At 48.4% G+C, this 23,680-nt stretch carries 39 protein-coding genes and 1 pseudogene; 34 read left to right on the forward strand and 6 right to left on the reverse strand.

The features are described from left to right. Positions 1-86: 86 nt before the first annotated feature. From yhaM to B1A75_RS01265, 5 genes are all read left to right on the forward strand, one after another. Positions 87-1,064, forward strand: coding sequence for a 3'-5' exoribonuclease YhaM (gene yhaM, locus B1A75_RS01245; protein ID WP_079935584.1), 978 nt, complete (start codon positions 87-89; stop codon positions 1,062-1,064). A 25-nt stretch (positions 1,065-1,089) separates the two neighbouring features. After that, a complete protein-coding gene (locus B1A75_RS01250; RefSeq protein ID WP_013523055.1) occupies positions 1,090-1,218 on the forward strand; it encodes a hypothetical protein in 129 nt (42 codons plus the stop codon). A gap of 111 nt (positions 1,219-1,329) precedes the next feature. Beyond that, positions 1,330-1,518 (forward strand): sporulation YhaL family protein, encoded by a 189-nt coding sequence (locus B1A75_RS01255; RefSeq protein WP_015374033.1) that lies wholly within the window; start codon positions 1,330-1,332, stop codon positions 1,516-1,518. A gap of 128 nt (positions 1,519-1,646) precedes the next feature. Beyond that, positions 1,647-2,729, forward strand: coding sequence for a 3-phosphoserine/phosphohydroxythreonine transaminase (gene serC, locus B1A75_RS01260; RefSeq protein WP_074044775.1), 1,083 nt, complete (start codon positions 1,647-1,649; stop codon positions 2,727-2,729). A 94-nt stretch (positions 2,730-2,823) separates the two neighbouring features. After that, a complete protein-coding gene (locus B1A75_RS01265; protein ID WP_079935585.1) occupies positions 2,824-3,348 on the forward strand; it encodes a tryptophan transporter in 525 nt (174 codons plus the stop codon). A 98-nt stretch (positions 3,349-3,446) separates the two neighbouring features. Here the strand turns inward: B1A75_RS01265 and yhzF are convergent, their stop codons facing one another. Continuing rightward, positions 3,447-3,635: a membrane protein YhzF gene (yhzF, locus tag B1A75_RS20720; RefSeq protein ID WP_074044599.1), complete on the reverse strand. Its 189-nt coding sequence runs from the start codon at positions 3,633-3,635 to the stop codon at positions 3,447-3,449. A 154-nt stretch (positions 3,636-3,789) separates the two neighbouring features. Between yhzF and B1A75_RS01275 the strand changes: the two genes are divergently transcribed. After that, complete coding sequence (locus B1A75_RS01275; RefSeq protein WP_172620548.1) at positions 3,790-4,395, forward strand: HTH-type transcriptional regulator Hpr; 606 nt, start codon at positions 3,790-3,792, stop codon at positions 4,393-4,395. Here the strand turns inward: B1A75_RS01275 and B1A75_RS01280 are convergent. Then, positions 4,388-4,729: a YhaI family protein gene (locus tag B1A75_RS01280; RefSeq protein ID WP_074044597.1), complete on the reverse strand. Its 342-nt coding sequence runs from the start codon at positions 4,727-4,729 to the stop codon at positions 4,388-4,390. The genes B1A75_RS01275 and B1A75_RS01280 overlap by 8 nt on opposite strands. 190 nt (positions 4,730-4,919) lie before the next feature. Between B1A75_RS01280 and B1A75_RS01285 the strand changes: the two genes are divergently transcribed. Further along, positions 4,920-5,099 (forward strand): hypothetical protein, encoded by a 180-nt coding sequence (locus tag B1A75_RS01285; RefSeq protein ID WP_074044596.1) that lies wholly within the window; start codon positions 4,920-4,922, stop codon positions 5,097-5,099. 141 nt (positions 5,100-5,240) lie between these two features. Here the strand turns inward: B1A75_RS01285 and B1A75_RS01290 are convergent, their stop codons facing one another. Continuing rightward, entirely contained in the window at positions 5,241-5,330 is a 90-nt protein-coding gene (locus tag B1A75_RS01290) for a YjcZ family sporulation protein (protein WP_021322511.1), read from the reverse strand. 255 nt (positions 5,331-5,585) lie between these two features. Here B1A75_RS01290 and B1A75_RS01295 point away from each other — a divergent pair, with 255 nt between their 5' ends. Continuing rightward, entirely contained in the window at positions 5,586-6,431 is an 846-nt protein-coding gene (locus B1A75_RS01295; protein WP_074044595.1) for a peptidylprolyl isomerase, read from the forward strand. 70 nt (positions 6,432-6,501) lie between these two features. Here the strand turns inward: B1A75_RS01295 and B1A75_RS01300 are convergent, their stop codons facing one another. Then, entirely contained in the window at positions 6,502-6,924 is a 423-nt protein-coding gene (locus B1A75_RS01300; RefSeq protein WP_074044594.1) for an HIT family protein, read from the reverse strand. A 466-nt stretch (positions 6,925-7,390) separates the two neighbouring features. On the opposite strand from B1A75_RS01300, the gene B1A75_RS01305 reads away from it, so the two are divergent. The 3 genes and pseudogenes from B1A75_RS01305 to B1A75_RS01315 all read left to right on the forward strand — a co-directional run. After that, the gene (locus B1A75_RS01305; protein ID WP_079935587.1) at positions 7,391-8,128 is read left to right on the forward strand and encodes an ABC transporter ATP-binding protein; all 738 of its coding nucleotides are present in this window, start codon (positions 7,391-7,393) and stop codon (positions 8,126-8,128) included. Further along, a complete protein-coding gene (locus B1A75_RS01310; RefSeq protein ID WP_033024798.1) occupies positions 8,125-9,339 on the forward strand; it encodes an ABC transporter permease in 1,215 nt (404 codons plus the stop codon). The genes B1A75_RS01305 and B1A75_RS01310 overlap by 4 nt, the downstream gene beginning before the upstream one ends. Positions 9,340-9,488: 149 nt before the next feature. Beyond that, positions 9,489-9,941, forward strand: a pseudogene (locus B1A75_RS01315) (hypothetical protein); the annotation flags it as partial. Positions 9,942-9,954: 13 nt separating this feature from the next. On the opposite strand, the gene B1A75_RS01320 reads toward B1A75_RS01315, so the two are convergent. Next, on the reverse strand, positions 9,955-11,379 hold the full coding sequence (locus tag B1A75_RS01320) for a recombinase family protein (protein ID WP_079935588.1): 1,425 nt from the start codon (positions 11,377-11,379) through the stop codon (positions 9,955-9,957). Positions 11,380-11,447: 68 nt separating this feature from the next. Then, positions 11,448-12,068 (reverse strand): LexA family protein, encoded by a 621-nt coding sequence (locus tag B1A75_RS01325; protein WP_079935589.1) that lies wholly within the window; start codon positions 12,066-12,068, stop codon positions 11,448-11,450. 157 nt (positions 12,069-12,225) lie between these two features. Here B1A75_RS01325 and B1A75_RS20505 point away from each other — a divergent pair, with 157 nt between their 5' ends. The 23 genes from B1A75_RS20505 (at position 12,226) to B1A75_RS01425 (ending at position 23,671) form a co-directional block, all read left to right on the forward strand. Beyond that, entirely contained in the window at positions 12,226-12,429 is a 204-nt protein-coding gene (locus B1A75_RS20505) for a helix-turn-helix domain-containing protein (RefSeq protein WP_016062781.1), read from the forward strand. Positions 12,430-12,502: 73 nt separating this feature from the next. After that, the gene (locus tag B1A75_RS19700) at positions 12,503-12,640 is read left to right on the forward strand and encodes a hypothetical protein (RefSeq protein WP_176202373.1); all 138 of its coding nucleotides are present in this window, start codon (positions 12,503-12,505) and stop codon (positions 12,638-12,640) included. Beyond that, on the forward strand, positions 12,615-12,794 hold the full coding sequence (locus B1A75_RS01335; protein ID WP_079935590.1) for a hypothetical protein: 180 nt from the start codon (positions 12,615-12,617) through the stop codon (positions 12,792-12,794). The genes B1A75_RS19700 and B1A75_RS01335 overlap by 26 nt, the downstream gene beginning before the upstream one ends. An 81-nt stretch (positions 12,795-12,875) precedes the next feature. Beyond that, positions 12,876-13,655 (forward strand): Rha family transcriptional regulator, encoded by a 780-nt coding sequence (locus tag B1A75_RS01340; RefSeq protein ID WP_079935591.1) that lies wholly within the window; start codon positions 12,876-12,878, stop codon positions 13,653-13,655. Further along, positions 13,652-13,933, forward strand: coding sequence for an AbrB/MazE/SpoVT family DNA-binding domain-containing protein (locus tag B1A75_RS01345; RefSeq protein ID WP_079935592.1), 282 nt, complete (start codon positions 13,652-13,654; stop codon positions 13,931-13,933). The genes B1A75_RS01340 and B1A75_RS01345 overlap by 4 nt, the downstream gene beginning before the upstream one ends. Next, on the forward strand, positions 13,930-14,190 hold the full coding sequence (locus B1A75_RS01350; protein WP_079935593.1) for a hypothetical protein: 261 nt from the start codon (positions 13,930-13,932) through the stop codon (positions 14,188-14,190). The genes B1A75_RS01345 and B1A75_RS01350 overlap by 4 nt, the downstream gene beginning before the upstream one ends. A 3-nt stretch (positions 14,191-14,193) precedes the next feature. Further along, positions 14,194-14,415, forward strand: a complete 222-nt coding sequence (locus B1A75_RS01355; protein ID WP_079935594.1) for a hypothetical protein — start codon at positions 14,194-14,196, stop codon at positions 14,413-14,415. Positions 14,416-14,885: 470 nt separating this feature from the next. Further along, positions 14,886-15,086, forward strand: a complete 201-nt coding sequence (locus B1A75_RS01360) for a hypothetical protein (RefSeq protein ID WP_015985928.1) — start codon at positions 14,886-14,888, stop codon at positions 15,084-15,086. A gap of 105 nt (positions 15,087-15,191) precedes the next feature. Next, positions 15,192-16,127 (forward strand): YqaJ viral recombinase family nuclease, encoded by a 936-nt coding sequence (locus B1A75_RS01365; RefSeq protein WP_079935595.1) that lies wholly within the window; start codon positions 15,192-15,194, stop codon positions 16,125-16,127. Between the two features lie 31 nt (positions 16,128-16,158). Further along, complete coding sequence (recT, locus tag B1A75_RS01370) at positions 16,159-17,004, forward strand: recombination protein RecT (protein WP_079935596.1); 846 nt, start codon at positions 16,159-16,161, stop codon at positions 17,002-17,004. A 164-nt stretch (positions 17,005-17,168) separates the two neighbouring features. Further along, positions 17,169-17,960, forward strand: a complete 792-nt coding sequence (locus B1A75_RS01375) for a DnaD domain-containing protein (RefSeq protein WP_079935597.1) — start codon at positions 17,169-17,171, stop codon at positions 17,958-17,960. Next, positions 17,902-18,729 carry an ATP-binding protein gene (locus B1A75_RS01380; RefSeq protein WP_079935598.1) on the forward strand — a complete coding sequence of 276 codons (828 nt, stop codon included), beginning with the start codon at positions 17,902-17,904 and terminating at the stop codon, positions 18,727-18,729. Before B1A75_RS01375 ends, B1A75_RS01380 begins: the two co-directional genes overlap by 59 nt. Before the next feature lie 208 nt (positions 18,730-18,937). Next, positions 18,938-19,105, forward strand: a complete 168-nt coding sequence (locus B1A75_RS19705; protein WP_176202374.1) for a hypothetical protein — start codon at positions 18,938-18,940, stop codon at positions 19,103-19,105. A gap of 12 nt (positions 19,106-19,117) precedes the next feature. Continuing rightward, positions 19,118-19,300 (forward strand): hypothetical protein, encoded by a 183-nt coding sequence (locus tag B1A75_RS01390; protein ID WP_079935600.1) that lies wholly within the window; start codon positions 19,118-19,120, stop codon positions 19,298-19,300. A 171-nt stretch (positions 19,301-19,471) separates the two neighbouring features. After that, positions 19,472-19,609 (forward strand): hypothetical protein, encoded by a 138-nt coding sequence (locus tag B1A75_RS19710; protein ID WP_176202375.1) that lies wholly within the window; start codon positions 19,472-19,474, stop codon positions 19,607-19,609. 247 nt (positions 19,610-19,856) lie between these two features. Then, complete coding sequence (locus B1A75_RS01395; RefSeq protein ID WP_079935601.1) at positions 19,857-20,279, forward strand: RusA family crossover junction endodeoxyribonuclease; 423 nt, start codon at positions 19,857-19,859, stop codon at positions 20,277-20,279. Continuing rightward, the gene (locus tag B1A75_RS01400; protein WP_079935602.1) at positions 20,272-21,018 is read left to right on the forward strand and encodes a hypothetical protein; all 747 of its coding nucleotides are present in this window, start codon (positions 20,272-20,274) and stop codon (positions 21,016-21,018) included. Before B1A75_RS01395 ends, B1A75_RS01400 begins: the two co-directional genes overlap by 8 nt. 38 nt (positions 21,019-21,056) lie before the next feature. After that, positions 21,057-21,584, forward strand: a complete 528-nt coding sequence (locus tag B1A75_RS01405; RefSeq protein WP_079935603.1) for a putative metallopeptidase — start codon at positions 21,057-21,059, stop codon at positions 21,582-21,584. Between the two features lie 43 nt (positions 21,585-21,627). Further along, positions 21,628-21,978 carry a hypothetical protein gene (locus tag B1A75_RS01410; protein WP_079935604.1) on the forward strand — a complete coding sequence of 117 codons (351 nt, stop codon included), beginning with the start codon at positions 21,628-21,630 and terminating at the stop codon, positions 21,976-21,978. A 191-nt stretch (positions 21,979-22,169) separates the two neighbouring features. Further along, on the forward strand, positions 22,170-22,709 hold the full coding sequence (locus B1A75_RS01415; protein ID WP_254866583.1) for a hypothetical protein: 540 nt from the start codon (positions 22,170-22,172) through the stop codon (positions 22,707-22,709). Continuing rightward, on the forward strand, positions 22,702-22,839 hold the full coding sequence (locus B1A75_RS19715) for a hypothetical protein (protein ID WP_164834595.1): 138 nt from the start codon (positions 22,702-22,704) through the stop codon (positions 22,837-22,839). The genes B1A75_RS01415 and B1A75_RS19715 overlap by 8 nt, the downstream gene beginning before the upstream one ends. Further along, on the forward strand, positions 22,839-23,087 hold the full coding sequence (locus tag B1A75_RS01420; RefSeq protein ID WP_033012591.1) for a hypothetical protein: 249 nt from the start codon (positions 22,839-22,841) through the stop codon (positions 23,085-23,087). The genes B1A75_RS19715 and B1A75_RS01420 overlap by 1 nt, the downstream gene beginning before the upstream one ends. A gap of 140 nt (positions 23,088-23,227) precedes the next feature. Then, positions 23,228-23,671, forward strand: a complete 444-nt coding sequence (locus B1A75_RS01425; RefSeq protein WP_254866584.1) for an ArpU family phage packaging/lysis transcriptional regulator — start codon at positions 23,228-23,230, stop codon at positions 23,669-23,671. Positions 23,672-23,680 lie beyond the last annotated feature (9 nt).

Genomic DNA, 23,680 nt, shown 5'->3' on the forward strand with positions numbered 1-23,680 from the left:
CTTGCCGTTTCGGCAAGGCTTTCTTTTTGCCCTCTAACCGTTATGATATACTAGAAAGTACGTACAGAGAAACGGAGGAGAACGAAGTGACGAAAGGCATCATCCATTATGAGGTTGGGGAGCAAGTTGATCTCTTTTTGCTCATCAAATCAGCAACGAAAGGCATCGCCAGCAACGGCAAGCCGTTCTTAACTTTGATTTTGCAAGATAAAAGCGGCGACATTGAAGCCAAACTGTGGGATGTCTCGCCGGATGACGAAGAGCGGTATGTGCCGGAGTGCATCGTCAAAGTGGCGGGAGACATCCATAACTACCGCGGCAAATTGCAGCTGCGCATCCGTTCGATCCGTCCCGCTCATCCGGGCGATGCCGTGCGCATCGATGACTTTTTGGAGAAGGCTCCGCTCGGCCGCGAGGAAATGAAGGCGAAAGTCATGGAATACATATTTGCTATGGAAAATCCAAACATCCAGCGCATTACCCGCTATTTGTTGAAAAAATACGAAAAGGCGTTTTTTGAGTACCCAGCGGCGACGAAAAACCATCATGAATTCATCTCCGGACTGGCGTACCACGTCGTGTCGATGCTCGAGCTCGCCAAGGCGCTCATCCATCTCTATCCGTCGCTCAATAAAGATTTGCTTTATGCCGGCGTCATTTTGCATGACCTTGGCAAAGTGATTGAATTATCCGGCCCGGTATCGGCGGCGTATACGCTTGAAGGAAATTTGCTCGGACACATTTCGATCATGGTGAGCGAGATCAGCAAGGCGGCGGAACAGCTCGGCATTCAAGGTGAAGAAGTTGTCATTTTGCAGCATCTTGTGCTCGCGCATCACGGCAAAGCGGAATGGGGCAGCCCGAAGCCGCCGCTTGTCAAAGAAGCCGAGGTGCTTCATTACATTGATAATTTGGATGCGAAAATTACGATGATCAACCGCGCGCTTGAGAAAGTGAAACCAGGTGAATTCACCGAACGCGTCTTTGCCCTTGACAACCGCTCGTTTTACAAACCGGCGTTTTTGTCTGTTTCAAAGCCAAAAAACGCGGGTAGTAAAGAGTAGGGGCGGATCAAGGGAGGGATGGATCATGATCGAACCGATCATTGAAATCGTCCCGACGGCTCAGTATGAACAGGCGAAAGAAGAGTTGAACGAGCTGCGCCGACAGTGGAAGAAAGCGAAGAAGAAAACAAAGAAGAAGCGAAACGAAGCATAAGCGTTGTCCCTAAGAAAGAGGCGGCTTTCCCGCCTCTTTCTTCATGCATACGGCTGCCCGCTCGCGCGTATAGTGTACTAAGACAAGACAAGCATACAAGGGGGAATGGCGATGCTCAGTTTGCCTTGGTGGGTGTATTTGGTTGTTGCCGGCATTATTTTCAGCGGCTATATGACCGTAAAAACGGCGGCGCGCGAGCGGGAAATCGACGAAGCGTTCATTGAAAAAGAAGGGGAGATTTACATGGAGCGCATCCGCCAGGAGCGCGAGCGGCGGAAACAAGCGAAGTCCTTGCAATAGCAGGGGCTTTCTTTTTTGGAAGATTTCATTTGAAAGCGCTTTTTTCGAAAAATTCCCTTTCTTTTTTTCCGAATCGTGTTAGGATAATAATATCAATGGACTACCAGGAGGCAAAGTGAGGGATGACGATGAAACGCGCGTACAACTTCAACGCCGGCCCGTCAGCGCTGCCGCTTCCGGTGCTTGAGCGGGCGCAAAAAGAGCTGCTTAATTTCCAAAACACCGGCATGTCGGTCATGGAACTAAGCCACCGGAGCAAAGAATACGACGCCGTCCATAATGCGGCGAAAGAGCGGCTCAAGCGGCTTCTAAACGTGCCGGACGGATATGACATTTTATTTTTGCAAGGCGGGGCGAGTCTGCAGTTTTCAATGGTGCCGATGAATCTCCTCACGGAAGGGAAGATCGGCTGTTATGTGCTGACCGGAGCGTGGTCGGAAAAAGCGCTGAAAGAAGCGCAAAAAATCGGTTTGACAACCGTCGTCGCTTCGAGCAAAGAAGCGAACTACACATACATTCCGTCGCTTGATGGCGTCCAATGGCCGAAAAACGCCGCCTACGTCCATATTACGTCAAACAACACGATTTTTGGCACCCAATGGCATGAATTTCCAAACACGCCTGTTGACTTGGTCGCGGATATGTCGAGCGATATTTTAAGCCGTCCGTTCGATGTCAGCCAATTTGCCCTCATTTACGCCGGGGCGCAGAAAAATCTCGGCCCGTCAGGAGTCACGGTTGTCATTCTCCGCAACGATTTGCTTGAACGCATTCCGGACGGGCTGCCAACGATGCTCGATTACCGGACGCACCATAAGAGCAATTCGCTTTACAACACGCCGCCGACGTTTGCGATTTACATGCTGTCGCTCGTGCTCGAATGGGTCGAAGAGCAAGGCGGTGTGGCGGCGATGGAAGAGCGCAACCGGCAAAAGGCGGCCGTGCTGTATGAGGCGATTGATGAAAGCGGCGGCTTTTACAAACCGCACGCCGAAAAGGGAAGCCGTTCGCTCATGAACGTCACCTTTACGCTTCCAAATGAGGAGTTGACGAAAACGTTCCTCGCTGAGGCGAAAGAACGCGGGTTTGTCGGGCTCGGCGGGCACCGGTCGGTCGGCGGCTGCCGGGCGTCGATTTACAACGCGGTGCCGCTTGAGGCGTGCGAAGCGCTCGCGTCGTTTATGAACGAGTTCCGCCGCCGTTTTGCCTGAAAATTTCTTCTTCACTTTTACACTGCAAAGTGATATAATGATAGAAAAATTCTCGAGCAAGAGAATAGATGAGGAGAGATGAGGAGAGATGAGCATGAATGTGAGAGCATTAGTATCGATGGCGCTGTTAGTCGGAATCGGAGCCGTGCTGCACGCGGTCATTCCGGGGTTGTTTTTCGGAATGAAGCCGGATATGATGCTGGCGATGATGTTTTTGGCGATTTTGCTTTTTCCAAACGTCAAAGCGGTCGGTCTTGTCGGCGTCGTCACTGGCTTGATCTCAGCGATGACGACGACATTCCCAGGCGGACAGCTGCCGAATATGATCGATAAGGTCATCACCGCCCTTGTTGTGTTTGCCCTAGTGGCTTTGATAAAAACATACAGCCAAACGGTCATTGGGGCTTCAGTGCTGGCGGCAGTCGGCACAGTCATTTCCGGCGCGGTGTTTTTGACTGCGGCGCTCTTGCTCGTCGGGTTGCCGGGCGGAGCGACGTTTTCGGCGCTGTTTGTCACCATCGTGCTGCCAACAGCGGCGTTGAACGCAGTGGCGATGGCCATCATCTATCCGATCGCATCGTCGATTTTCCGACGGATGAACGTTACAGCGCACGTGTAAACGGCGAAAAACCCGATCATTGCTGGTCGGGTTTTTTGCTATCAAAGGGAGAGGATAAGGGGAAAAATGCCTCGCATTCCATTTATTTCTGATGTATATTAGACATAGCTGAGAAGCCAAGCGACGAGCAAGCAAATGGACGCTATTCCAATATAGCGCAAAGTCCGTTCTTTCAACAATGCTTTGGGCGGGTACGCCCGCGCTTTCCATAAGGCGAAAAATGCGTTTATAAAAAGACAGAAAAATAAGAATCCGACAGCGATAAGCAGCCATTGTATATACACCATGGCATTCTCCTCCTGTATGCGCCAAGCGCCTTATGTTTACTACTATGAATATGCAAAAAAAATCATAAAAATAAATACTTTTGTCTYTATTCCTTTTTGTTTTATTGATATAATAGGAAGTAAAAAATACGGTGAGGGAAGAGTGGGTGGAACGATGAAAACGACAGAACAGCATTATTCCATCAAAGAGGCGATGTTATTCAGCCAACGGATTGCCCAGCTGAGCAAAGCGCTGTGGAAATCGATTGAAAAAGATTGGCAGCGGTGGATCAAGCCGTTTGACTTGAACATTAACGAACATCACATTTTATGGATCGCCTACCACTTCAAGGGAGCCTCAATTTCGGAAATCGCCAAGTTCGGCGTGATGCATGTGTCGACGGCGTTCAACTTCTCAAAAAAATTGGAAGAAAAAGGGTTGCTTTCGTTTTCCAAAAAACAGGATGACAAGCGCAATACGTACATTGAGTTGACGGAAAAAGGCGAAGAAGTGTTGATGAGGCTGATGGAGACGTATGACCCGACGAAAAATGCCGTTTTCAATGGGGCGCTGCCGCTGCGCGAGTTGTACGGAAAGTTTCCAGAAATTTTAGAAATGATGTGCATCGTCCGCAACATTTATGGCGATGATTTCATGGAAATTTTTGAGCGGGCGTTTGAAAACATTAAAGAAGATTTTATCGAGCAGGACGGCAAACTTGTCAAACGAAAGCCGAAAACGGAAGAGCACGAGAAAGAATTGGCCAGCCAGGCTAACTGATGGTGCGAATGAGCGTTTTCAGTTCGGTCATCAGCGGGACAAACATTTGTTGGGCCAAAAGAGCGTCAACTGTCTGTTCCAGCGGAAGGTTCGGATGAAGCATCCCAGCAAACTGCACGAGCAGGGGAGTGAAAATCGTCAACCCTTCCGCTTTTTGCTGTTCGTATTGGTCGGCAAGCTCTTGGCAAAACGCTAAGAAGGCGTCGACTTCTTCTTTGGTCAAATCCGCGCGGATGATGAGGGAATAAAATGGTTTTTTCGCTTCATCGATCATTTCCATCAGCAGAGACTGGTGAAATTCCAGCTTGGCCACTCGCTTTTCCAACGATTCCATATATCGTGCTCCTTTTGGTGACGAAAATGTGACCGTTTTTACGTATATTTTACCGAATTTGTGCGCATTCACCAATAGAAAAATCGGTTTGTGTCCGGAAAAAGAAAAATGATTGATTTCCAGCCATGAACGATGTAAAGTTAGAGCCATGGGCGGCGTTTGGCGAAGATCAAAGAGGAGGGGAACAGTTTTGACGCTTTATTTCATCCCTCTGGCAGCCATGATCTTGTTTTTGGTGAACCAGTTCACCCACTTGCTCTGCGCGCAGCGCGACATCCCGGAGGAGCATCAGCCGGCGGTTTTTCGCACGATCAATGTCCTTATTACGATTTTATTAATCTCTTCTTACTTTGAAGTGTTGTTTACATGACTTTTCCCTGCTCTGACGGTTGATGCGGGGATTGTTATGTTTTCCTTTTGATGGAGCGAGTTCCATTGTCGTTGCCTCTCCCTTCGTTTCAAGGAAGGCGGCAAAAAAGGGTGCTCCTTTTGCGGGAGCACCCTCTTTCGTTTAGTAGATGACGCAGGCGCAGCCGACAATGATTAACAAAATAAACAGCACAACAATCAACGCAAAGCCTCCGGAGTAAGGTGCGCTCATCGTAACACCCCCTTTCGGCAAGAAGAAGCCTGTCGAGCGCTTCATCCTCATCATATGTATGGCAAGCGTGCATGTTATGGGCGGATGACTAAAGCGGAAAGAGGTTTTTTTTTCGCTGGAAATATGGTATAGTTATTGTCGTGGCTGAAGAGGCGAGCATGTTGTTCCTTGGGCGCGCTTGGGCGCCATTCGATCTGCGCCGCTTGAAAGCGTGGGAACATTCAATCGAAAAAAGATGTAGGAGTTGTGAAGCGAATGAAAAAATGGATGATGGCCGCTGCCGTCGTCTCGCTCATGGCTTTGTCGGCCTGCAATAACGACGGTTCGGAAGCGATTGTGGAAACGAAAAACGGCAATATTACGAAAGACGAATTTTACAATGAGATGAAAGAGCGCGTCGGCAAATCCGTCCTTCGTGATTTGATCGACGAAAAAGTGTTGAGCAAAAAATACAAGGTAACCGATGAAGAGATTGACCGAGAAATCGAACGAATCAAGGAAGCGTATGGAACGCAATATGATTTGGCCGTGCAGCAGAACGGAGAAAAAGTGATCCGCGAAATGGTCAAGCTCGATTTGCTGCGGACGAAAGCGGCCGTTGAAGACATAAAAGTGACGGAGAAAGAGCTGAAGGAGTATTATGACAACTACAAGCCGAAAATTCGCGCCAGCCATATTTTGGTCAAAGATGAAAAAACAGCAAAAGAAGTAAAGGCGAAGCTCGACAAAGGCGAGGATTTCGCCAAGTTGGCCAAAGAATACTCCCAAGATCCGGGCTCGGCGTCCAACGGCGGCGATTTAGGCTGGTTTGGCCCGGGGAAAATGGTCAAGGAGTTTGAAGACGCCGCCTATAAGCTGAAAGTCGGCGAAGTGAGCGATCCGGTGAAAACGGATTACGGCTACCATATCATTAAAGTGACGGACAAAGAAAAGAAAAAATCGTTCAACGAAATGAAAGACGAAATTGCGTTTGAAGTCAAACGGAACAAGCTTGATCCTGCGACGATGCAGTCAAAAGTGGACAAACTGGTGAAAGACGCCGATGTTGAGATCAAAGACAAAGATTTGCAAGATGTGATCGGGCAGCAAGGAAAACAGTAAAAACGGAAGCGGGACATCCCTGCTTCCGTTTATTGTTGTGAGCTTGAACTTTCTGCTGTTCAACGGGAGATCAGCCGAGCTGTTCGCGAATGGCGGCCGCGATCGCCTGCAAGTCAGCGGGTGTATAGTCGCTTGCATGCGACTTCCAGACCGCGCCAAACCCATCCCCTTTGCCGTAGCGTGGAATGAGGTGAAGATGGTAATGGAACACCGTCTGCCCCGCTTGCTCGCCATTGTTGTTCAATAGGTTGAGCCCGACCGGGGAAAATGCTTGCTTGAGCGCATTGGCGATCGTCGGCACTGCGCGAAACAGTTGGCCGGCCGCCTCCGGCGTGAGGGTGAAAATGTTTTCCGTATGTACTTTCGGGATGACAAGCGTGTGCCCTTTTGTCACTTGGCTGATGTCCAAAAACGCGAGCACATGGTCGTCTTCGTACACTTTCGCCGCGGGCAATTCGCCGTTAATGATTTTGCAAAAAATGCAATTGCTCACTGTGGTCACCCTTTCCTTCCTGTTTTCTTCATTTTACCATAAAAAAACCGGGATGTAATCCCGCAACGCAGGCTACATCCCGGTTGGTGAAAAGGGGAGAGGATGATTCAAGCAAATGTGCGTTTGATGAACACCCCATTTGCGGCAAAAGTTGGTTCGGCGTGAGCGCTTCCTTTGTTCAACGTGACCATCCCCTTTGGACAGGCTCGTTGCTTCCCAGCAACGAATGCGATGGTCGCTCCCTAGGAACGTTTACAACGTTTTGCAGCTCACAACGGCGTCTTTGACGAACACCCCATTTCGGATGGATCGTTCATCAACTTTTTGATTCCTCATCCCCTCTTCGCTATTTATCATGCCCGGCTTGAGTGAGTTTATGCAAAAGAACGGTGTGATCTTTTTTTGGTAAGCGAGGCTATGGTTTGGTACAATGGGGATAAACGCCAGAACGGAAAGGGGGCGGACGATGACACTTTTGCAGGTGAAGGATCTATCCGGAGGCTATACGGCGCAAAACGTGCTTGAAGACGTGACGTTTGCGGTCGACCGCGGTGAAATGGTCGCCTTGATCGGCTTAAATGGAGCCGGCAAAAGCACGACGATCAAACATATTATCGGTTTGATGGAACCGCGCCGCGGTGCGATTTCCATCAGCGGCCATCGGCTTGCGGACGGGCCGGAAACGTATCGGAGGCAGTTTGCTTTTATCCCGGAAACGCCGGTGTTGTATGAAGAATTGACGCTTGAGGAACATTTGCGTCTAGCGGCGATGGCGTACGGGCTGAGAGAAGCGGAGTATGAACGCCGCCTTCCGCCGCTGCTTCGCGAGTTTCGATTGGAGCGGCGGCTTTCCTCGTTTCCGGCTCACTTTTCAAAAGGAATGAAGCAAAAAGTCATGATTGTATGCGCCTTTTTGCTTGAACCGCCGCTTTATATCATCGATGAGCCGTTTCTCGGCCTCGATCCGCTTGCCATTCACGCCCTGCTTGAGCGAATGAACGAACAGAAAGCGAAGGGAGCGGGCATTTTGCTGTCGACGCACATTTTAGCGACGGCAGAGCGGTATTGCGACTCATTCGTTATTTTGCACAAAGGCCGCGTCAAAGCCAAAGGGACGCTTGATGACATTCGCCGCCAGTTCGGGCTGCGGGGGGCGTCGCTTGATGAGCTGTACATCGAATTGACAAAGGACGATGAGCTATGATTGACGCCCGCCGTCTTTGGAAGCAGCGTTTCCAAGCGGAATGGCGAAAACGGATCCGCTACTTGCGCTATATGTTCAACGACCATTTGCTCGTCGGTTTGATCATCGTGCTTGGCGGCATAGCGGTGATGTACGAGCGCTGGGCGGCGGCGCTTCCTGACTCGTTTCCGTATCCGGCTATTGCGGCGGTCGTGTTCGGCTGGGCGGCGGCCGCCGGGTCGGTGCGCACCTTGTTCCGCGAGGCGGATACGGTGTTTTTATTGCCGGCGGAAGAACGGCTGGGGCCGTATATTCAGCGGGCGTTTTTGTTCTCATGGTTATGGCAGGCGTACGGCCTTTCTTTGCTTTTGCTGTTGGCGGGTCCATTGCATGCTCGCTTTTCCCCGGTGCCGTGGCCGCTTTTTTTGCTCGGCCTTTTTTGTTTCAAAGGATGGAGCTTATGGGCCGCTTGGAAAGGAAGCTATATCGCTGAGCCGTCTTTTCACCGCTTTGGCGCATTCGCCCGCTTCAGCTTAGCGGCGGTGTTCGTTTATTTGGCGCTGGCGGCGGCGCCATGGCCGTTGTTTGTCGTTGTCGTCGGGCTGATGGCCGCTCTTTCCATCTATTTGTCACGGTTGGTGAGAGGGAAAACGTGGAAATGGGAACGGATCATCGCCGAAGAACAGCGAGCGGCAACGGCGTTTTACCGGCTGGCCAACTTGTTTACCGACGTTCCGGAATGGCGGGAGGCGGCGAAGCGGCGGCGCTGGCTTGATCCGCTGCTCGCTTTGATACCGTACGACGAGCGGCATGTGTTTTTTCATTTGTATGCCCGCACGTTTTTGCGCGCCGGCGGGTATGCTGGTCTGTATGTACGCCTCACCGCCATTGGAAGCGTCATGCTGGCTGTGATCGATCACGAATACGGGCGGGCGGCCATCGCATTTTTGTTTCTTTACGCGACCGCTGTTCAACTGGCCGCGCTGCCTTCCCATCATCGCTACTCGCTATGGCCGCGGCTGTACCCGTTGCCGCAGGCGCAACCGGGTGCTGCGGCGGTTCGGTTGCTTTCCATTCTGCTGATTGGGCAAAATACGATATTTCATCTCGTACTGTTGGCTGTTTCCCCGCGTCTTCTTTGGCTCGCCACTTGGCTTGGCGGAAACATATGGGGGCTTTGGACGGCAGGGCGGTACGTGCGCCTGCGGCGTGGGCAGAAGGCCGGACGCTAGCGCTGTTTGCGCTGGCGCCGGCGTTTTTCGTTCTCGACGGACTGCTGTGGCTTTCACACCTTTTTTCCCGCTTCATATGCTGTAGTACACCGGCCTGGGCGCATGTCCACAGGGTCGGGCTCGAAGTCGGGAAGAAAGGGGAATGGTTCATGGGTGTAGAGCTTGTGGCGCTGCACTGGATTTACTTGCTGTTTATTGTGCTCATTATTGGGTTTATGGTCGCCCGCAAAGATACATCGCTCATTTGCATTGCCGGCATCTTTTTATTGGCGGCGGTCGCCACCCATTCGTTGAACGCGGCGGTCAGCGGGGTGTTTAACAGCTTTATTTACGCCATTACGGAGCTATTGCCGACGATTTTAGTCATCTCTATTATTGTGGCGATGAGCAAAGTGTTGTCGGCCACCGGCATCAATGATGTCATGGTTTCGCCGTTTGTCCGCTTCATCCGTACGCCGGCTTGGGCGTATTGGACGATCGGGATTTTGATGATGGTCATTTCTTGGTTTTTCTGGCCGTCCCCGTCCGTTGCCCTCATGGGGGCGGTTCTGTTGCCGGCAGCGGTCCGCGTCGGTCTGCCGGCGTTGGGAGTGGCTAGCGCCTACAAAAGAATCTTTATCGCAAGCGCACCTCTTTAATTACGACAGACGGCGTTTTTCCTCGCGCGCGGTAATAATCGCGCGGGACGTCGACGACGATGGTTTCAAACAATTCGTTGACAAAACTTTTCTTCTCATAGTCATTCGCTGTCTCCCATAACACCGGAATATTTTGTGCTATGTTAAGAACAGACTCTAAATCGATCGAAACCGATTTTTTATTTAGTTGTTCAAGCTGTTCTCTTATGAACATTTCTCGCTTTGCGTCTTCGGCCGTCATCTCTCTATAGTCTTCCGGTGAGATGACACCATTTCCTAACGCCAGTAGCCAGTTCTTTTTCCGTTTTTTGATCGCGGACAGTTCTTTTTCAAGCTCTGCGATTAGCGCAGTATGATCTTCGTTTTCTGTTTTAATTTCTGCGTTTTGGATTAATTTTATAAATTCTTCCGGGTCTTTAGGCGACAACATTTCAAGGAATACCTTGGTCAGGGCCTGTTCTGTGAACATCGGGAGATTGCATGTACCCTTATTCTTTTTAGTGATGCAAATATAATGTTTTGTCCCGCGTTCTTTCTTGTAGTACCCGGACAGTGCCGATCCGCAACGTGCACAACGCAAAACGCCGCTAAAGGGGTATGGAGACGTGGCCCTTTTTCCTTCTTGGGATCGTTGCTTGCGCAGCTGTTGTACTTTCTCAAAAGTTTCCACATCGATAATAGCCGGATGAGGGCCGTCAGAAATGATTTCATGCATCTTTGAATTTTTTCCCCAACGAAGTTTTCCACAATAAACCGGATTTTCAAGCATTCGTGACACTGTGCGAATATCTTTGTCTACACCGAATTGTTGCAAGTATAGAACAATCTGACGAATGCCTTTTCCATCAATATACACGCGAAATATTTCACGTACTAAACGAGCTTCTTCTTCATTAATGACCAACTCACCGTCTTTCATGTCGTATCCAAAGGGGGCACGCCCGCCATTCCTCTCTCCAGACATAGCTTTTTTAGTCATGTTGACCACTACGCGCTCGGAAATTGTTTCACGCTCCCACTGAGCCAATGCGGCGACAAGGGTTATCAAAAATCTTCCTACTGCAGTTGTGGTATCAAACGGCTCTGTCACGGAGCGAATGCTGATGTTATGTTTATCAAAAAGTTTGAGGAGCTTATCCAAGTCACCGACAGACCGTACAAGCCGATCCAATTTGTAAAACACCACGACATTAAATTTTCTTTCTTCTGCATCTCGAATCAATTGTTGCATAGCTGGACGATCCAAATCTTTTGCGCTGTATCCGTCATCAATGTAAAGATGATAAACTTCCCATCCTTGCGACTTAACGAAGTGAATAATAGAATCTTTTTGTGATTCGATGCTATACCCTTCCCTTGCTTGTTCATCTGTACTGACGCGGACGTAAAGAGCCGCTTTCATTACTTCCCCTCTCCTTCGTATTTCGTAAAAAACGGGCGAGTCGTCGCCCGCCCTCTAAATTCCTAGCGCTAGAAATTTAGGACCACTTTCTTGAGTTTGCCTATAATCCTAACGTTTTTCATATCGTTTTTATGCAGGATGATAGGCTTGTACGCCGGGTTTTCGCTTTGTAGAATAATAGTGTCACCCGACTTATACACCCGTTTTAGCACCGCATCGTCGTCGATCAATACGGCGGCGATGTCTCCGTTTTCTACATCGTCCTGGCGGCGGATGAGGAGTAGTGATCCGTCTGTGATATGAGCATTAATCATGCTGTCTCCTTTCGCGCGCAGGAAGAAGTACTTTCCGCCTCTGACCCAGCTTTTCGGAACTTCTTCATATCCTTCAATTGCTTCGTATGCGATTGTGCCATTCCCACAACTAACTGCCCCAACAATTGGAAGTTTTTCAACTTCATCGGTAAACTCGACGACGTCTGTCCCTTCATATAAATCGGCCGGATCAACATCCAAGGCGTCGGCGATCGCCAAGACCCTGTCATTAATGATGCGTATTTCTCCTGTCTCATAACGCCTGATCGTCTTTTTAGTGAGTCCCACTCTGTTTCCTAATTCTTCGGCGCTCAACCCCTTCATTTTTCTGTACTTTTCAATGTTTTGTCCGACTTTTTTGTAAAAATCATTCATTTTCTTCACCTCCTTTCCGCATTTATTATAGACGTTATACGACACTTTGAAAATATTTTTTTTAAAAAAAGTGTCTTTTTTGTGTTGACTTGGTGTTTAAAGGATGATATGATGAAAGTGTCATATAAAGACACAAGAAAAAATTGGAGGTGATACTGTGAAATTGCACCTATCCCCAAAGGCGTTGAGGGTAAACAGTGGTTTGACCCAAAAAGAGGTCGCCGATTACCTGAATATGTCTTTGACTCAATATAAAAGGCGTGAAAACGGGAAAAGTCGTTGGTATGCCGATGAATTGTACCGATTAGCCAAGCTGTACAATGTTGATATTTCAGTTTTTTTTCCTGAAAAAGTGTCGTAAAAAGACACAACAGACACGAAATGACGGACAATCCGTTCCGCATACACTGTAACAAAAAAATGGGGGCGATCTAATGGCAAAAACGATCGAAGTGCCGAGCGAGAAGCTCGCTCGTGCAGTCATTAAACATTTAATTCCAGGTCTCATCCGTCACCTTTCAGAACAGAGGAAGGAGGTGAACACAAATGCCAAAACTACCAAGCGCGCATGATTTCAATTCACTTGAAGCCGCTATCGCTTTCTACACCCGAACGGTTGCAGAGGCCATGAAGAACCGCGACCGGAGCATGCACGAGGAAGTCTTGCGCTTCAAACGGGAACTGCACGAACGCATCGACCGGGAATATGATCCGGCTGCCCTGTGAGGGCGTTCCTTTTGGCGGAAAAGTGGACAAGCTTTCACACGAAATTCACTCGAAAACAAAATAATACGGCGAGGTGAAATCATGGGAGATTTAGTTTTTATTCAAAATGACCAAGTTCTCACTGATAGCCTTACAGTCGCGGAAATGTTCGGCAAAGAACATAAAAACGTTAAACGTGACATCGAAAACACAATTAACAACATCGATGTCTTAAAAACATCAGAAGAAGCGCGTGAATTAGGGATTGATTTTTCATCGCTCAAATTTGAGCGGTGCGAATACAAGGCGACAAACGGTCAGATTTATACGAAGTTTCTTCTAAACTTCGATGCTTTCATGCTTGTGACCATGGGCTATACAACGCAACGGGCCATGCTGGTGAAGGTTCGATATATAAATGAATTCAACCGCATGAAAGAGGCATTGCAAAAACAAAAGCAGGTGTTACAACCAAAAACCCAGGCGGAAATGTTGCTCCTATATGCGCAGCAAATGGTGGAGCAAGAACGAAAAATCAAAGCTCTTGAAGAAGATAACGCTCGTCAAAACAGCCGCATTGAGCAACTGGAAAACAAAATTGAAAAACGCCTGACTGATGATTTTGAAATGCAACTGGTCACACCAACGCAGATCGGCAAGATGTTTGAACCGGCTATCTCCGGAAAAGAGGTCAACAAGCTGTTGCAACGGGCGGGCTTGCAGTGGAGAGTGGGCGGTGAGTGGGTGCCAACGGCTGAAGGCAAAAAATACAGCAGTTCCGAGCCGATTCAGTTGGAAAGCGGGAAAATGGTGTATCAACTGAAATGGCAACGTCGTGTTAAAGAGATCATCCAAGCAGAAATGGGGGTTGTTACACGATGAAACCACTTGGAATCGTTCGTAAACTTGACCATTTAGGAAGAATCGTCATTCCAATGGAAGTTCGACGCATTCGCGGTTGGGAAACAGGGACGCCAATTGAAATGTTCGCAACTAACGAAGGGGTGTTTCTGCGGGAATATGGCGTCGATCAGAAAAGACTCGCGATCCTTGAGGAATTGGAGTATTTGAGACATGTCGTCGAGACAAGCGGCGATAAACAGGCGCAAACGATGATTGATGACATCGTGGCGTATGTGAAGGAAGGGGGAGCACAATGAACCTCCTCCCAGGCGACTTAGAACATGGCGCCATCCTGCTTGAACACTGCAAATTCTACGTATCGAGAGCCTATATGGAGCTACAGCAAGGCGATGTAGACGCTGCCGATCGCTGGATCGAAGAATACCAACGCTGTCGTCGTGAGTTGGACGAGCTCCTGCGGCGGAAGAGAGAACACGACCAGCTAGCTGAACTGATCGCAACGCTACAAGAACGCGGAATCAATATTACAACGATTATTCAGAAAGGGGAATGAGTGATGGCGTATACACCGAATTATTTAAGCCCCTCTTGGGATGAATATATGAATCTCTTGAGCTGGGAAGCCTGCTTGGCGCAAGAAATTGAGATTCATAGCCGGCGTCGGAATTGGCATGAAGTGGCCGTGCTGAAACGGGAAAAACAAAAAGTTGCAATCCGCCGCAAATGCCTCAAAGCGGCGTTGCAACACAAAAGAAAAACCAGCCCAATCACAATATAGCACATTTCCATTTCCCAACACAAGGACAGGCCTAGTGCCTGTCGTCAAGGGTGGGAACGTTGCACTGACTCCATCCCCCGGTCATCAGCGTTCTCGCCTTTGCCGATGCGCACTAGGAAAGGAGGTGACGAAAATGACAAAAACGGAGAAGCAGCGCATCCGACTAAAAATAGCAAAAATCCTTGATACGCATTGTCGACAGTGCAAGTACTTTTCAATGCCGAACTTCCGTATGTCGCCTTGCCGGCAGTGTCCATACGGGAAGCGTATGCAAGAGCTTAGCCGACCGTTGTGGGGAGAAGACAGGGAAGCTGATCTGAGAGGTAAAACCGGCAGATGGACAGAGGATGAAGACTTTTACCTTCTCAATCACTATGGTATCCAACCGATCGAAACCCTTTCCGCCCGCACTGGGCGGAGCATACAGGCGATCCGGAAGCGACTTGAAACACTGAAGGAGGTGAACCAGCATGATCGAGAACCCGATCATTTCCGACCGGCATCCGATTCGGCAGGGAGAGCCGCATGTGATCGGCTATTGCGAGGGGTGTGGCGGGGAAATTTATGAAGGTGACAATATTATTGAATTTATTGACGGTTTGATGATCCATCAAGATGAGTGGTGCGCATATGAATATTGCTGCAAGTTCGGCTGGCCAAAACAGGCGTGAAAAACGCCCCGCTGGAGGGAGCGAGGCGCCAACGGTGATTCCCCTATGACCCTGTACTTACATAGTACAGGAATCGCCGCCAAAAATCAAATGGGGGTGGGAAACTTGGAAGCTGTCATCTTGGCCAACACGAACGAAATGAGCCATGAGGAGTGGCTGCAGGCTCGCCGGAAGGGGATCGGCGGGAGTGACGCCGCGGCGATCGCAGGGTTGAACAAATGGAAATCTCCTGTGGCTGTGTATCTCGAAAAAATCGGACAGGCCCCCGAGGAGAACGTGAACAGTGAAGCGGCCTACTGGGGGACGATCCTGGAGGATATCGTCGCACAGGAATTCAGCCGGCGAACAGGCCTGAAAGTCCGTCGTCGGAACGCGATCTTGCGACATCCTGAATATCCGTTCATGATTGCGAACGTCGATCGCCTCATTGTCGGCCGGAAAGAGGGGCTTGAGTGCAAAACAGCTAGTGAACATCTCAAAGACGAATGGAAAAATGACGAGGTTCCGGCGCAATATCTCATTCAATGCCAGCATTATATGGCTATCACGGGCTTCGATTCATGGTGGGTTGCGGTTCTGATCGGCGGCAACAAGTTCATCTACAAGAAAATTGAGCGTGATGAGGAGATTATCCAATATCTCATCGAGATTGAATTGAACTTTTGGAACAATCACGTTCTCAAGAAAAATCCACCGATGTTCGATGGTTCCGATGCTTCAAGTGAGTTGTTGAAAGCCCTCTATCCTACAGCCAAATTCGATGAGGAAATTGAGCTTCCTCCCGACGCTTCCGACTTGATTGCGAAATATGAGCAAGCCAAACAGGAGGAAGCTGAAGCAGCTGAACGTCGTAAGGAAGCTGAAAATCAGCTCAAGGCTATGCTCGGTGATTATGAAAGAGCATTTGCCGGTGATCGCGTGGTGACGTGGAAAAACATTGTGAGTCATCGCGTTGATGTGAAACTGCTCAAAGCGAAGTATCCAGAAATATATCAAGAGGTCGCCAAGGAATCGATATCGCGGCGATTCTCCATTAAGTAGGTAATTCAAAAGAAATAGGGAGGTCATAGACATGGCAACAAATCAAACGCTAAAAAATCAACTCGCAAACAAAGCGAAAAACACGGAGGCAGCGCCTCCTTCTCCAGCACAAACGATTGCAGCGTATCTCAAAAAAATGGGACCTGAAATTGAAAAAGCTCTTCCAAAGCACATGGATGCTGATCGGATGGCGCGCATCGCGCTGACAACAATCCGGACCAACCCGAAACTGTTGGAATGCTCGGTTCCCTCTCTGCTTGGCGCGGTTATGCAAGCAGCACAGCTTGGACTAGAGCCGGGGCTCATCGGACATTGCTATTTAGTGCCGTTCAAGAACGGGAAGACTGGACAATCCGATGTGCAATTCATCATCGGCTATAAAGGCATGATCGACTTGGCACGACGCAGTGGAAACATCGAAAGCATCTACGCTCATGCAGTCTACGCAAATGACACGTTCGAATATGAGTACGGCTTACATCCGAAGCTCGTTCATAAACCGGCAATGACAAACCGCGGCGATTTCATTGGTGCCTATGCGGTTGCACATTTTAAAGACGGCGGCTATCAGTTCGAATTCATGTCAAAAGAGGAGATCGAGAAACGTCGCAAGCGCTCTAGAGCCGCCAATAACGGCCCATGGGTAACGGACTACGAGGAAATGGCCAAAAAGACGGTCATCCGTCATATGTGGAAGTACCTGCCGATTTCGATTGAGATCCAGCAAGCTGTTATGCAAGACGAGACAGTAAAAAAGGACATCACAGCTGATCCGGAATCGGTTGACTACATCGAAGCCGAGGCATACGAGGTGATCGATCCGCAGCCGCAGACAGAGGAACCGCAACAAGAGGAGATCGTCTTCGATGCTGAATAATCCACCCACATATAAAGTCCTCCTCCCAAGATGGATTTGGGAGGAGGCCAAAGACGAGGAGCATTTCAAACAGCTTGTACGAGAGTATATGCGGAGATATCCGGAATATACGGTAAAAAGCGTGAAAGACGGGTTTGCGATTTGTGTTAGGAAAGGGTGACAGCATGGGCGTAATCAGAGTTCAAAAAAATAACAACTACGTCGTGATGAATAAAACCGCCTTGCACGATCCGCGTCTTAGTTGGAAAGCAAAAGGGCTCCATGCTTATATGCTTTCCATGCCGGACGATTGGAAGTTTTATGACGATGAACTAGAGAAGCATGCCAAAGACGGTAAAGACGCTTTGAAATCAGCTATTAAGGAACTGAAGCAATATGGATATATGAGGCGTGAACGCCGGAAAAATGAACAAGGAAAATTCGAATGGGAAACCATTGTTTACGAGGAACCATATACGGAAAAACCATCGATGGAAAAACCATCGATGGAAAAACCATCGATGGAAAATCCGCAACTACTAAATAATAAAGAACTAAATAATGACTTACTAAGTAATAAAGAAAACTTAAAGGTAGTAGTAGTAAACGCTCATCGCTTCTATCAAGAAAACTTTGGTGTAGAAAGTCCTTTTGTATCAGAGTGCATCGATCAATGGATAGATGACGTTGGAGACGAGATTGTCATCGAGGCTATGAAACGAGCACTTAAACAACAGAAGAAATGGAATTACGCAGAGGGGATACTTCGCGAGTGGGTACAAAACAATCTGCGCACGATCGAAGATATAGAAGCCTACGAACGGGAGTTTCATAGAAAGCGAGAAGAGGTGAACAATCGTGAGGTTTACAAACATCGCCGAGGTATTAGCCGACCTTCAGCAGAAGGCGGAAAGACATATGAGCAAATCCTCCGAGAAGCCGAAGCAGCCCGACGAGCTTGGGGATGGAAGGGGTGACTACGAGTGTCACAAGTGTAAAGATGCGGAGTTCATCTTCTATCGGGATGAGCGCGGCTATGAATTCGCTCGGCCTTGTGAATGCAGAGAACGAAAAGCCTGGAGACGCCGATTCAAGCAAGCGCTCATTCCGGACGAATTCGTGCACGCGAATTTCGAAAACTTCAGACGATCAGCACCATATCAACAGGATATGTATGACATGACAGTCAATTACCTGCAAGAATTTGGTGCGGAGAACGGAACGAAAAAACTGTCTGACAAAAATTTTGGGTTCATCGCAGTACTAGGGGAACAACGCCTTCGAGAACTGCCGGCCGGCCAACGAGCAGAGATGAAGCAACAGCACAACAATTTCGGTGTGGGGAAGACCCATTTGCAAATCGCCCTGGCTAAACGGCTCATTAAGGACGGATTCAATGTACTCGTCGTTTCAGATGTCGCATTCATGGACGAGCTGATCCAGGCCAAGACGATGAACGACGAAGGCGAGACGTTGAACCGGCTTCTATACAGCGCGATCCATGCGGATGTGCTGGTGTGGGATGATATCGGAAAAGCCAAATGGAGCGAGGCAAAAGAGGCACTCTATTATCAGATTATCAACGAGCGATACAGAAAGCAAAAACCAATCGTGTTTAACTCTAACGAAGACCGCGGAACGCTAAGCGAAAAAATCGGCTATGCAGCTGCCAGTCGGCTGCTCGGGCAATGCGGTCCATATCTCCTCGAGGTCGAGGGTGAAGATTTCAGACTAAAGGGGGCGTAAACAATGTGCGTGAAGTGCGATGGAACGGGACGGCTATACACAAGGGTGATGAGTGGAGCCTGGCTGGTCACCTCGTGCGGCTGCGAGGATGCGGAGAAGGTGCGACAGGAAGAGGAGATAAAGATGCGAGAGTGGCGCAAACGCCTGGCGGAAGCTTGTGAGCGATTGGGGATCACACAGGATATTGTTTGGGAGGGAGGTGATCGCGATGGGCATCCTCTATGAAAAGGTTCAACTCACGAAAGAGCTTAAACGCCAAATGATGATTCGGCAACTGATCGAGATGGGGATCACCGAACATCAAGGGCAATCCGTTTACGATTTGGACTACTACACGTTGCGTCATGTGCTTGCAATGCAAAAACTAAAAGATTAAGGAGGCAAGAAGATGTTTGAACCAACAGCAGACTCGCTACACGCGATATTAGCGAGAGCGTCCGAATGGGTATGGCAAGCATCGCTAGATTGGCATATTGCGCGCACGGAAAAGCTGATACAGTACACGAAGCACAGCAAGAAGCGGGCGAAGCATGAAAAGCAATTGAAGCTTTTGCAGAGTCTAAAAAACTAACACGCTCGAAATCTTCAAATTTTAGCCCGTACGGCGTTTTTCTTGCGAGGGTAATAGGAAAGTATCCCAGAACGAGAAAAACGCCGTACAGGGCAAAATAAAGCGCCTAGCGAGGTGAGGAAAGTGGATGTATGCTATCACGGCAGAATCAGGTGCTGGGAGTGCGCGCGTGTGCAGGAGCTGGAGGAGCGTGTGCAAGAGCTAGAGCAGGCGATCCGAGAAGCGCTGAACAGAATGAAGCAGGGCGGCGCCGGAACGCGGACACAAGTGCAAGTGATGCTAGAGCGAGCATTGGGGGGAACCGAATGAAACAAACAAGAATTGTAGAGTACGAGAACATGCCGGTACGGTACAACCCGGATTTATGCCCAGCATGCAAGCACTTTACGGGGACAGCATGCCGCATACACGTATCGAATGTGGAAAGACGGACGACGATCACACAGACCTATTGCATCAGAAAAATTGATTTCGAACACCCGTACAAAAACAAGAAACGGTGTCAGTTGCAAGAACAATACATGAATCCGTTTCATGTGCAAAGGTTGGATGAGGAATGATTAAGCTCATTGTGTATGGCGAGCCCGTGGCACAGGGACGGCCAAGGGCGACGACGGTGAATGGCCGCGTTCGGATGTATGATCCCAAGAAATCACGAGATTTCAAGCATTATTTGAAATTGGCTGCATCGAAGCATCGGCCGGAACAATTGATTGAGGGGCCGATTTCCCTTGAGGTTAAGGTGTACAAACCTATTTTGAAGAGCTTTAGCAAAAAGAAGAAAGCCGCAGCCGAAGCCGGCCAGCTAAGGCCAATAAGCAAGCCAGATGTATCAAATTATTTGAAACTGATCGAGGATGCATTAACAGGCGTAATTTGGAAAGACGATTCTCAAATCATCGATTGTTCTATTAGCAAGTATTATAGTGAAACTCCTCGTACTGAAATTCAGATTAAGGAGATGGATGTGATTGAGTGAAAAACAAATACAGTGTCACATGTGCAGCAGCTTAATTACTAGAAAATCTCCAACACAAAAGTTTTGTAAATCCTGCTCCAAAAAGAGGGAAAAGCAAAGAAAACGTAATTGGGCAAAGAAGACAAAATATCACACTGAATATGCTCGTAGAATGAGGGCCAACAATAAGCAGGTTGCTGCTGAAAAAGGCAAGGAAATAAATAAAAGGAACAAACAATCGATTTTTTGGGAATGGGAAACAGAAGAACCTAAAGCATCTACGATTTTTAAAACAGCTATCCCGTTTTCAAACTTTTATTCTAAAAACTCAGTAACCACGAATGATCAAACGGGAGTGAAACAACGAATAAAGCAGCGCAGGGAAATAGTTAATGGGCTAACAACCATCCTAAAAAGAAAAACTAGTGATATTGATTTCTATGAAGATAAAGTTTGGATCGATATTTTTATTCAAAAGCCCAATCACAGATTTGACGCGATTAACTTTATTGATTTCATCTGTGATGCTATCAAAGAAGCCATTAATGTTGATGATCGTTGGTTTTGTATTAGGAGGGTGGACTGGGAAATAGTAAAGGACGATCCCAAAATTTTTATCGGTATCAGCCAGGCTCAGGAAGGACATAAAAGAGTTTGTTCCAGATGTGGACGGATATTGCCACTTGATATGTTTTGGAAAGACAAAAGTGACAGAATGGGCATCGGTCGAGAATGCAAAGGTTGCATGACTAATCATTAACAAGCTCTATCAATCTAATAAGCTGGGAGGTTGTAAAGATGGCAGGCGTTTATTTTGAAGAAGCTGCAGAGGTAAAGGAAATTGCAGAGGAGTTAATCGATAAGTATCATCCGCATTTAAAGGACGCGAAGCATTTAATCGGCTATTACTTCCGTGAAGGCTCAAGCGATTGGGCAGGAAAAGCAAAGAAATGCACAGCATTTGAGCGATTCGTCACAAACAAAATGTTGTTTGTTTTCATTAGCTCCGATGCCTGGAAAGCTATGAAGCATGAACAGCGTGTTGCTCTCGTCGATCATGAGCTATGCCATTTTGCCCGCAAGAGTTTCAAAGACATTGATCCGAAAACAGGAGATTGGGTTGAAAAATACGAACCGGCAGATCAAGCAGATAGCTGGTCCATCCGAGAACATGACGTTGAGGAGTTTTCGGATGTTATCAAACGACACGGGTTATGGGATACAGGAATTGAAAAGTTTGCCGCAGCAGTTCGTGAAGCTGATTATCAGATGTCGTTGGATGATATTGAACGTGAAGAGGGCAGAGTGTTAAGAGCAGTGAAATAAACCAAAGGGAGCAGTTCTTTCTGCTCCCGAAAGGAGGGAATAAATGAACCAGCTGACGATTTTCGATTTTGTTGAGGATGAGCAGATAGCTGATAGCGTCATATTGAACAGGATACAGAGCGCTTTTCCAGGATGGGAAGTATTGGGGTACACAAGAGATTGGGATTGGGGCTGGTGTGAAGACTACGCCGCGATCATCCGGCGTGGCGATGAATATATGTGGGTGCATGCTGAGCTGTACAAGGACGGACGGGCGCGAGCTGGATACACATGGAGACGAGATTTCGAGCCACACTGGTTCGAGAGGTATGAAAAACAAGGTAAGAGATGGTTTTGGAGATCAGCTGAGGATCGTGACAAGGTTTTTAAGACCGCGAAACAAAATGCGAGGTGACCGCGATGCCGACGATCGCAAGAATATCCCCGTATCGGTCAGGACCTGTGCGGTTCGGCAACCGCCCACACGGAATAGATACGACGGTGAGAACATATCAGCTGACACCGGAACAGCTGGAGCGATTGCGGAACGGAGAGAGTCTCGATGATATTTTGAAAGATTGCGAAAGCGTGAAGGAGGAGAAAGACATGTCTAACAAAAAAATCGACTTGACTGTGGAGGAATACATTGATTTACGTCGCCAGGGATTCAGCGATGCCGTGATCGCTGCAATCAAGAACATTACGAAACAACAACTGTACAGTTGGAAGAGTTTTCGGAAAGAGAAGATCGCCCAATTGGAAAAAGAGATGCAAGGGACTGAATCGCAAGAAACGGCAGAGAATGAGCCGACCGATAGCGAAACGATCACTGAAGATACAACAGAAGAGGCCGGCATCGAATGGCTCAAACGAGAAGCGATCCACGCGCACAAGCTGCTGACGGAGAAAGAGAAGGAAATTGAACACTGGAAAGAGCTTTTCGAAACGGCGATGGCGGACAAGGAACGGCTGCATAAAGAAATCATCGTTCTCGAAAATGAAATACAAAGACTGAAAGAGCAAGCCAACGAGTTGCGCCAACAGAAAGATCGGAGAGAGGAAAGTTGGGTAGATGCGACGCGAGAACTCCGAGCGCTGAGACTATACGCTCTCCAAAAACTGCAAAAGGATGTATACGATGAGTAAGCGCAAGCGCAGGCTGAAATGGTACCTGTTGTTTCGACGTGAAGATGGACAAGCCGTCTACCGCTATGAGCCGTTGCAAAAGTGCGAGTTGAAAAGCCGGCTGAAAAAAGGCTGGAAGGTAGTGACGTGATGGGGAAAACGCTGCGCAGGATCAGGCGAGGTGGGGAGATGACAGCGCTCCCTGTCCGCCAGGCAGAACTGGCAGAAGCGTGGAACCGAGGTTTTCACGCCGGAGCTAAACGCCAAAACGAGTTGGACACAAAACTGATGCTCGAATGGCTCGGGCAACTAGAAGACATCCCTGGGATCGGGCCGAAGACAGCAACAAAAATCCGCGAGCATTGGTTATGTTTTGCGAATCGTGCAAAAGATCAATAAATAAAAAAGACCGGGCTTCTCCCGGCACTCGCTACCGAATAAAAAAGCCGAGGTGATTCGTAATGAAAAATGATTACGAGATCCGCGGAAACATAACAGCTATATGTAAGTATATTTTAACATAAACGGGAGGGGTCCGGTTGAAATATAAGCAATTGTCATTTCTTCGCGATGTGGACGGCGAGAAAACAAAAGAGGCTGTTGAGGCAGCACTGGAAAAATATCGCATGTACATGTTGACTGTGCCAGACGAGGCACTTCCGCGAGTGACGCAAACGTACTCTCTCGTGCCGCCGTCGCAGACAAATGCGTTTCATTCGTCGACCGAGAGTGCAGTGATCAGAAAAGTTGATTTTGAGCGTGAGCGTGACGAATACATGAACCGAATTGTGCGTGCAGTGAATCGCCTAACAAAACTACAGCGAGAATTGATCGTGAGGCGATATATGAGTACAGAGGAACCGCGTGACTACGATGTGTACAACGAAATGTGCATCAGTGAGTCAAAATACTATCGTGAGCGCGAGAGAGCATTCTACAAGCTCGCTTTTGCGTTGCGGATTGAAGTATACAAGGACTATTAAGAAAGGATG

The sequence above is a fragment of the Geobacillus sp. LEMMY01 genome (assembly GCF_002042905.1).
Taxonomy (GTDB): Bacteria; Bacillota; Bacilli; order Bacillales; family Anoxybacillaceae; genus Geobacillus; species Geobacillus proteiniphilus.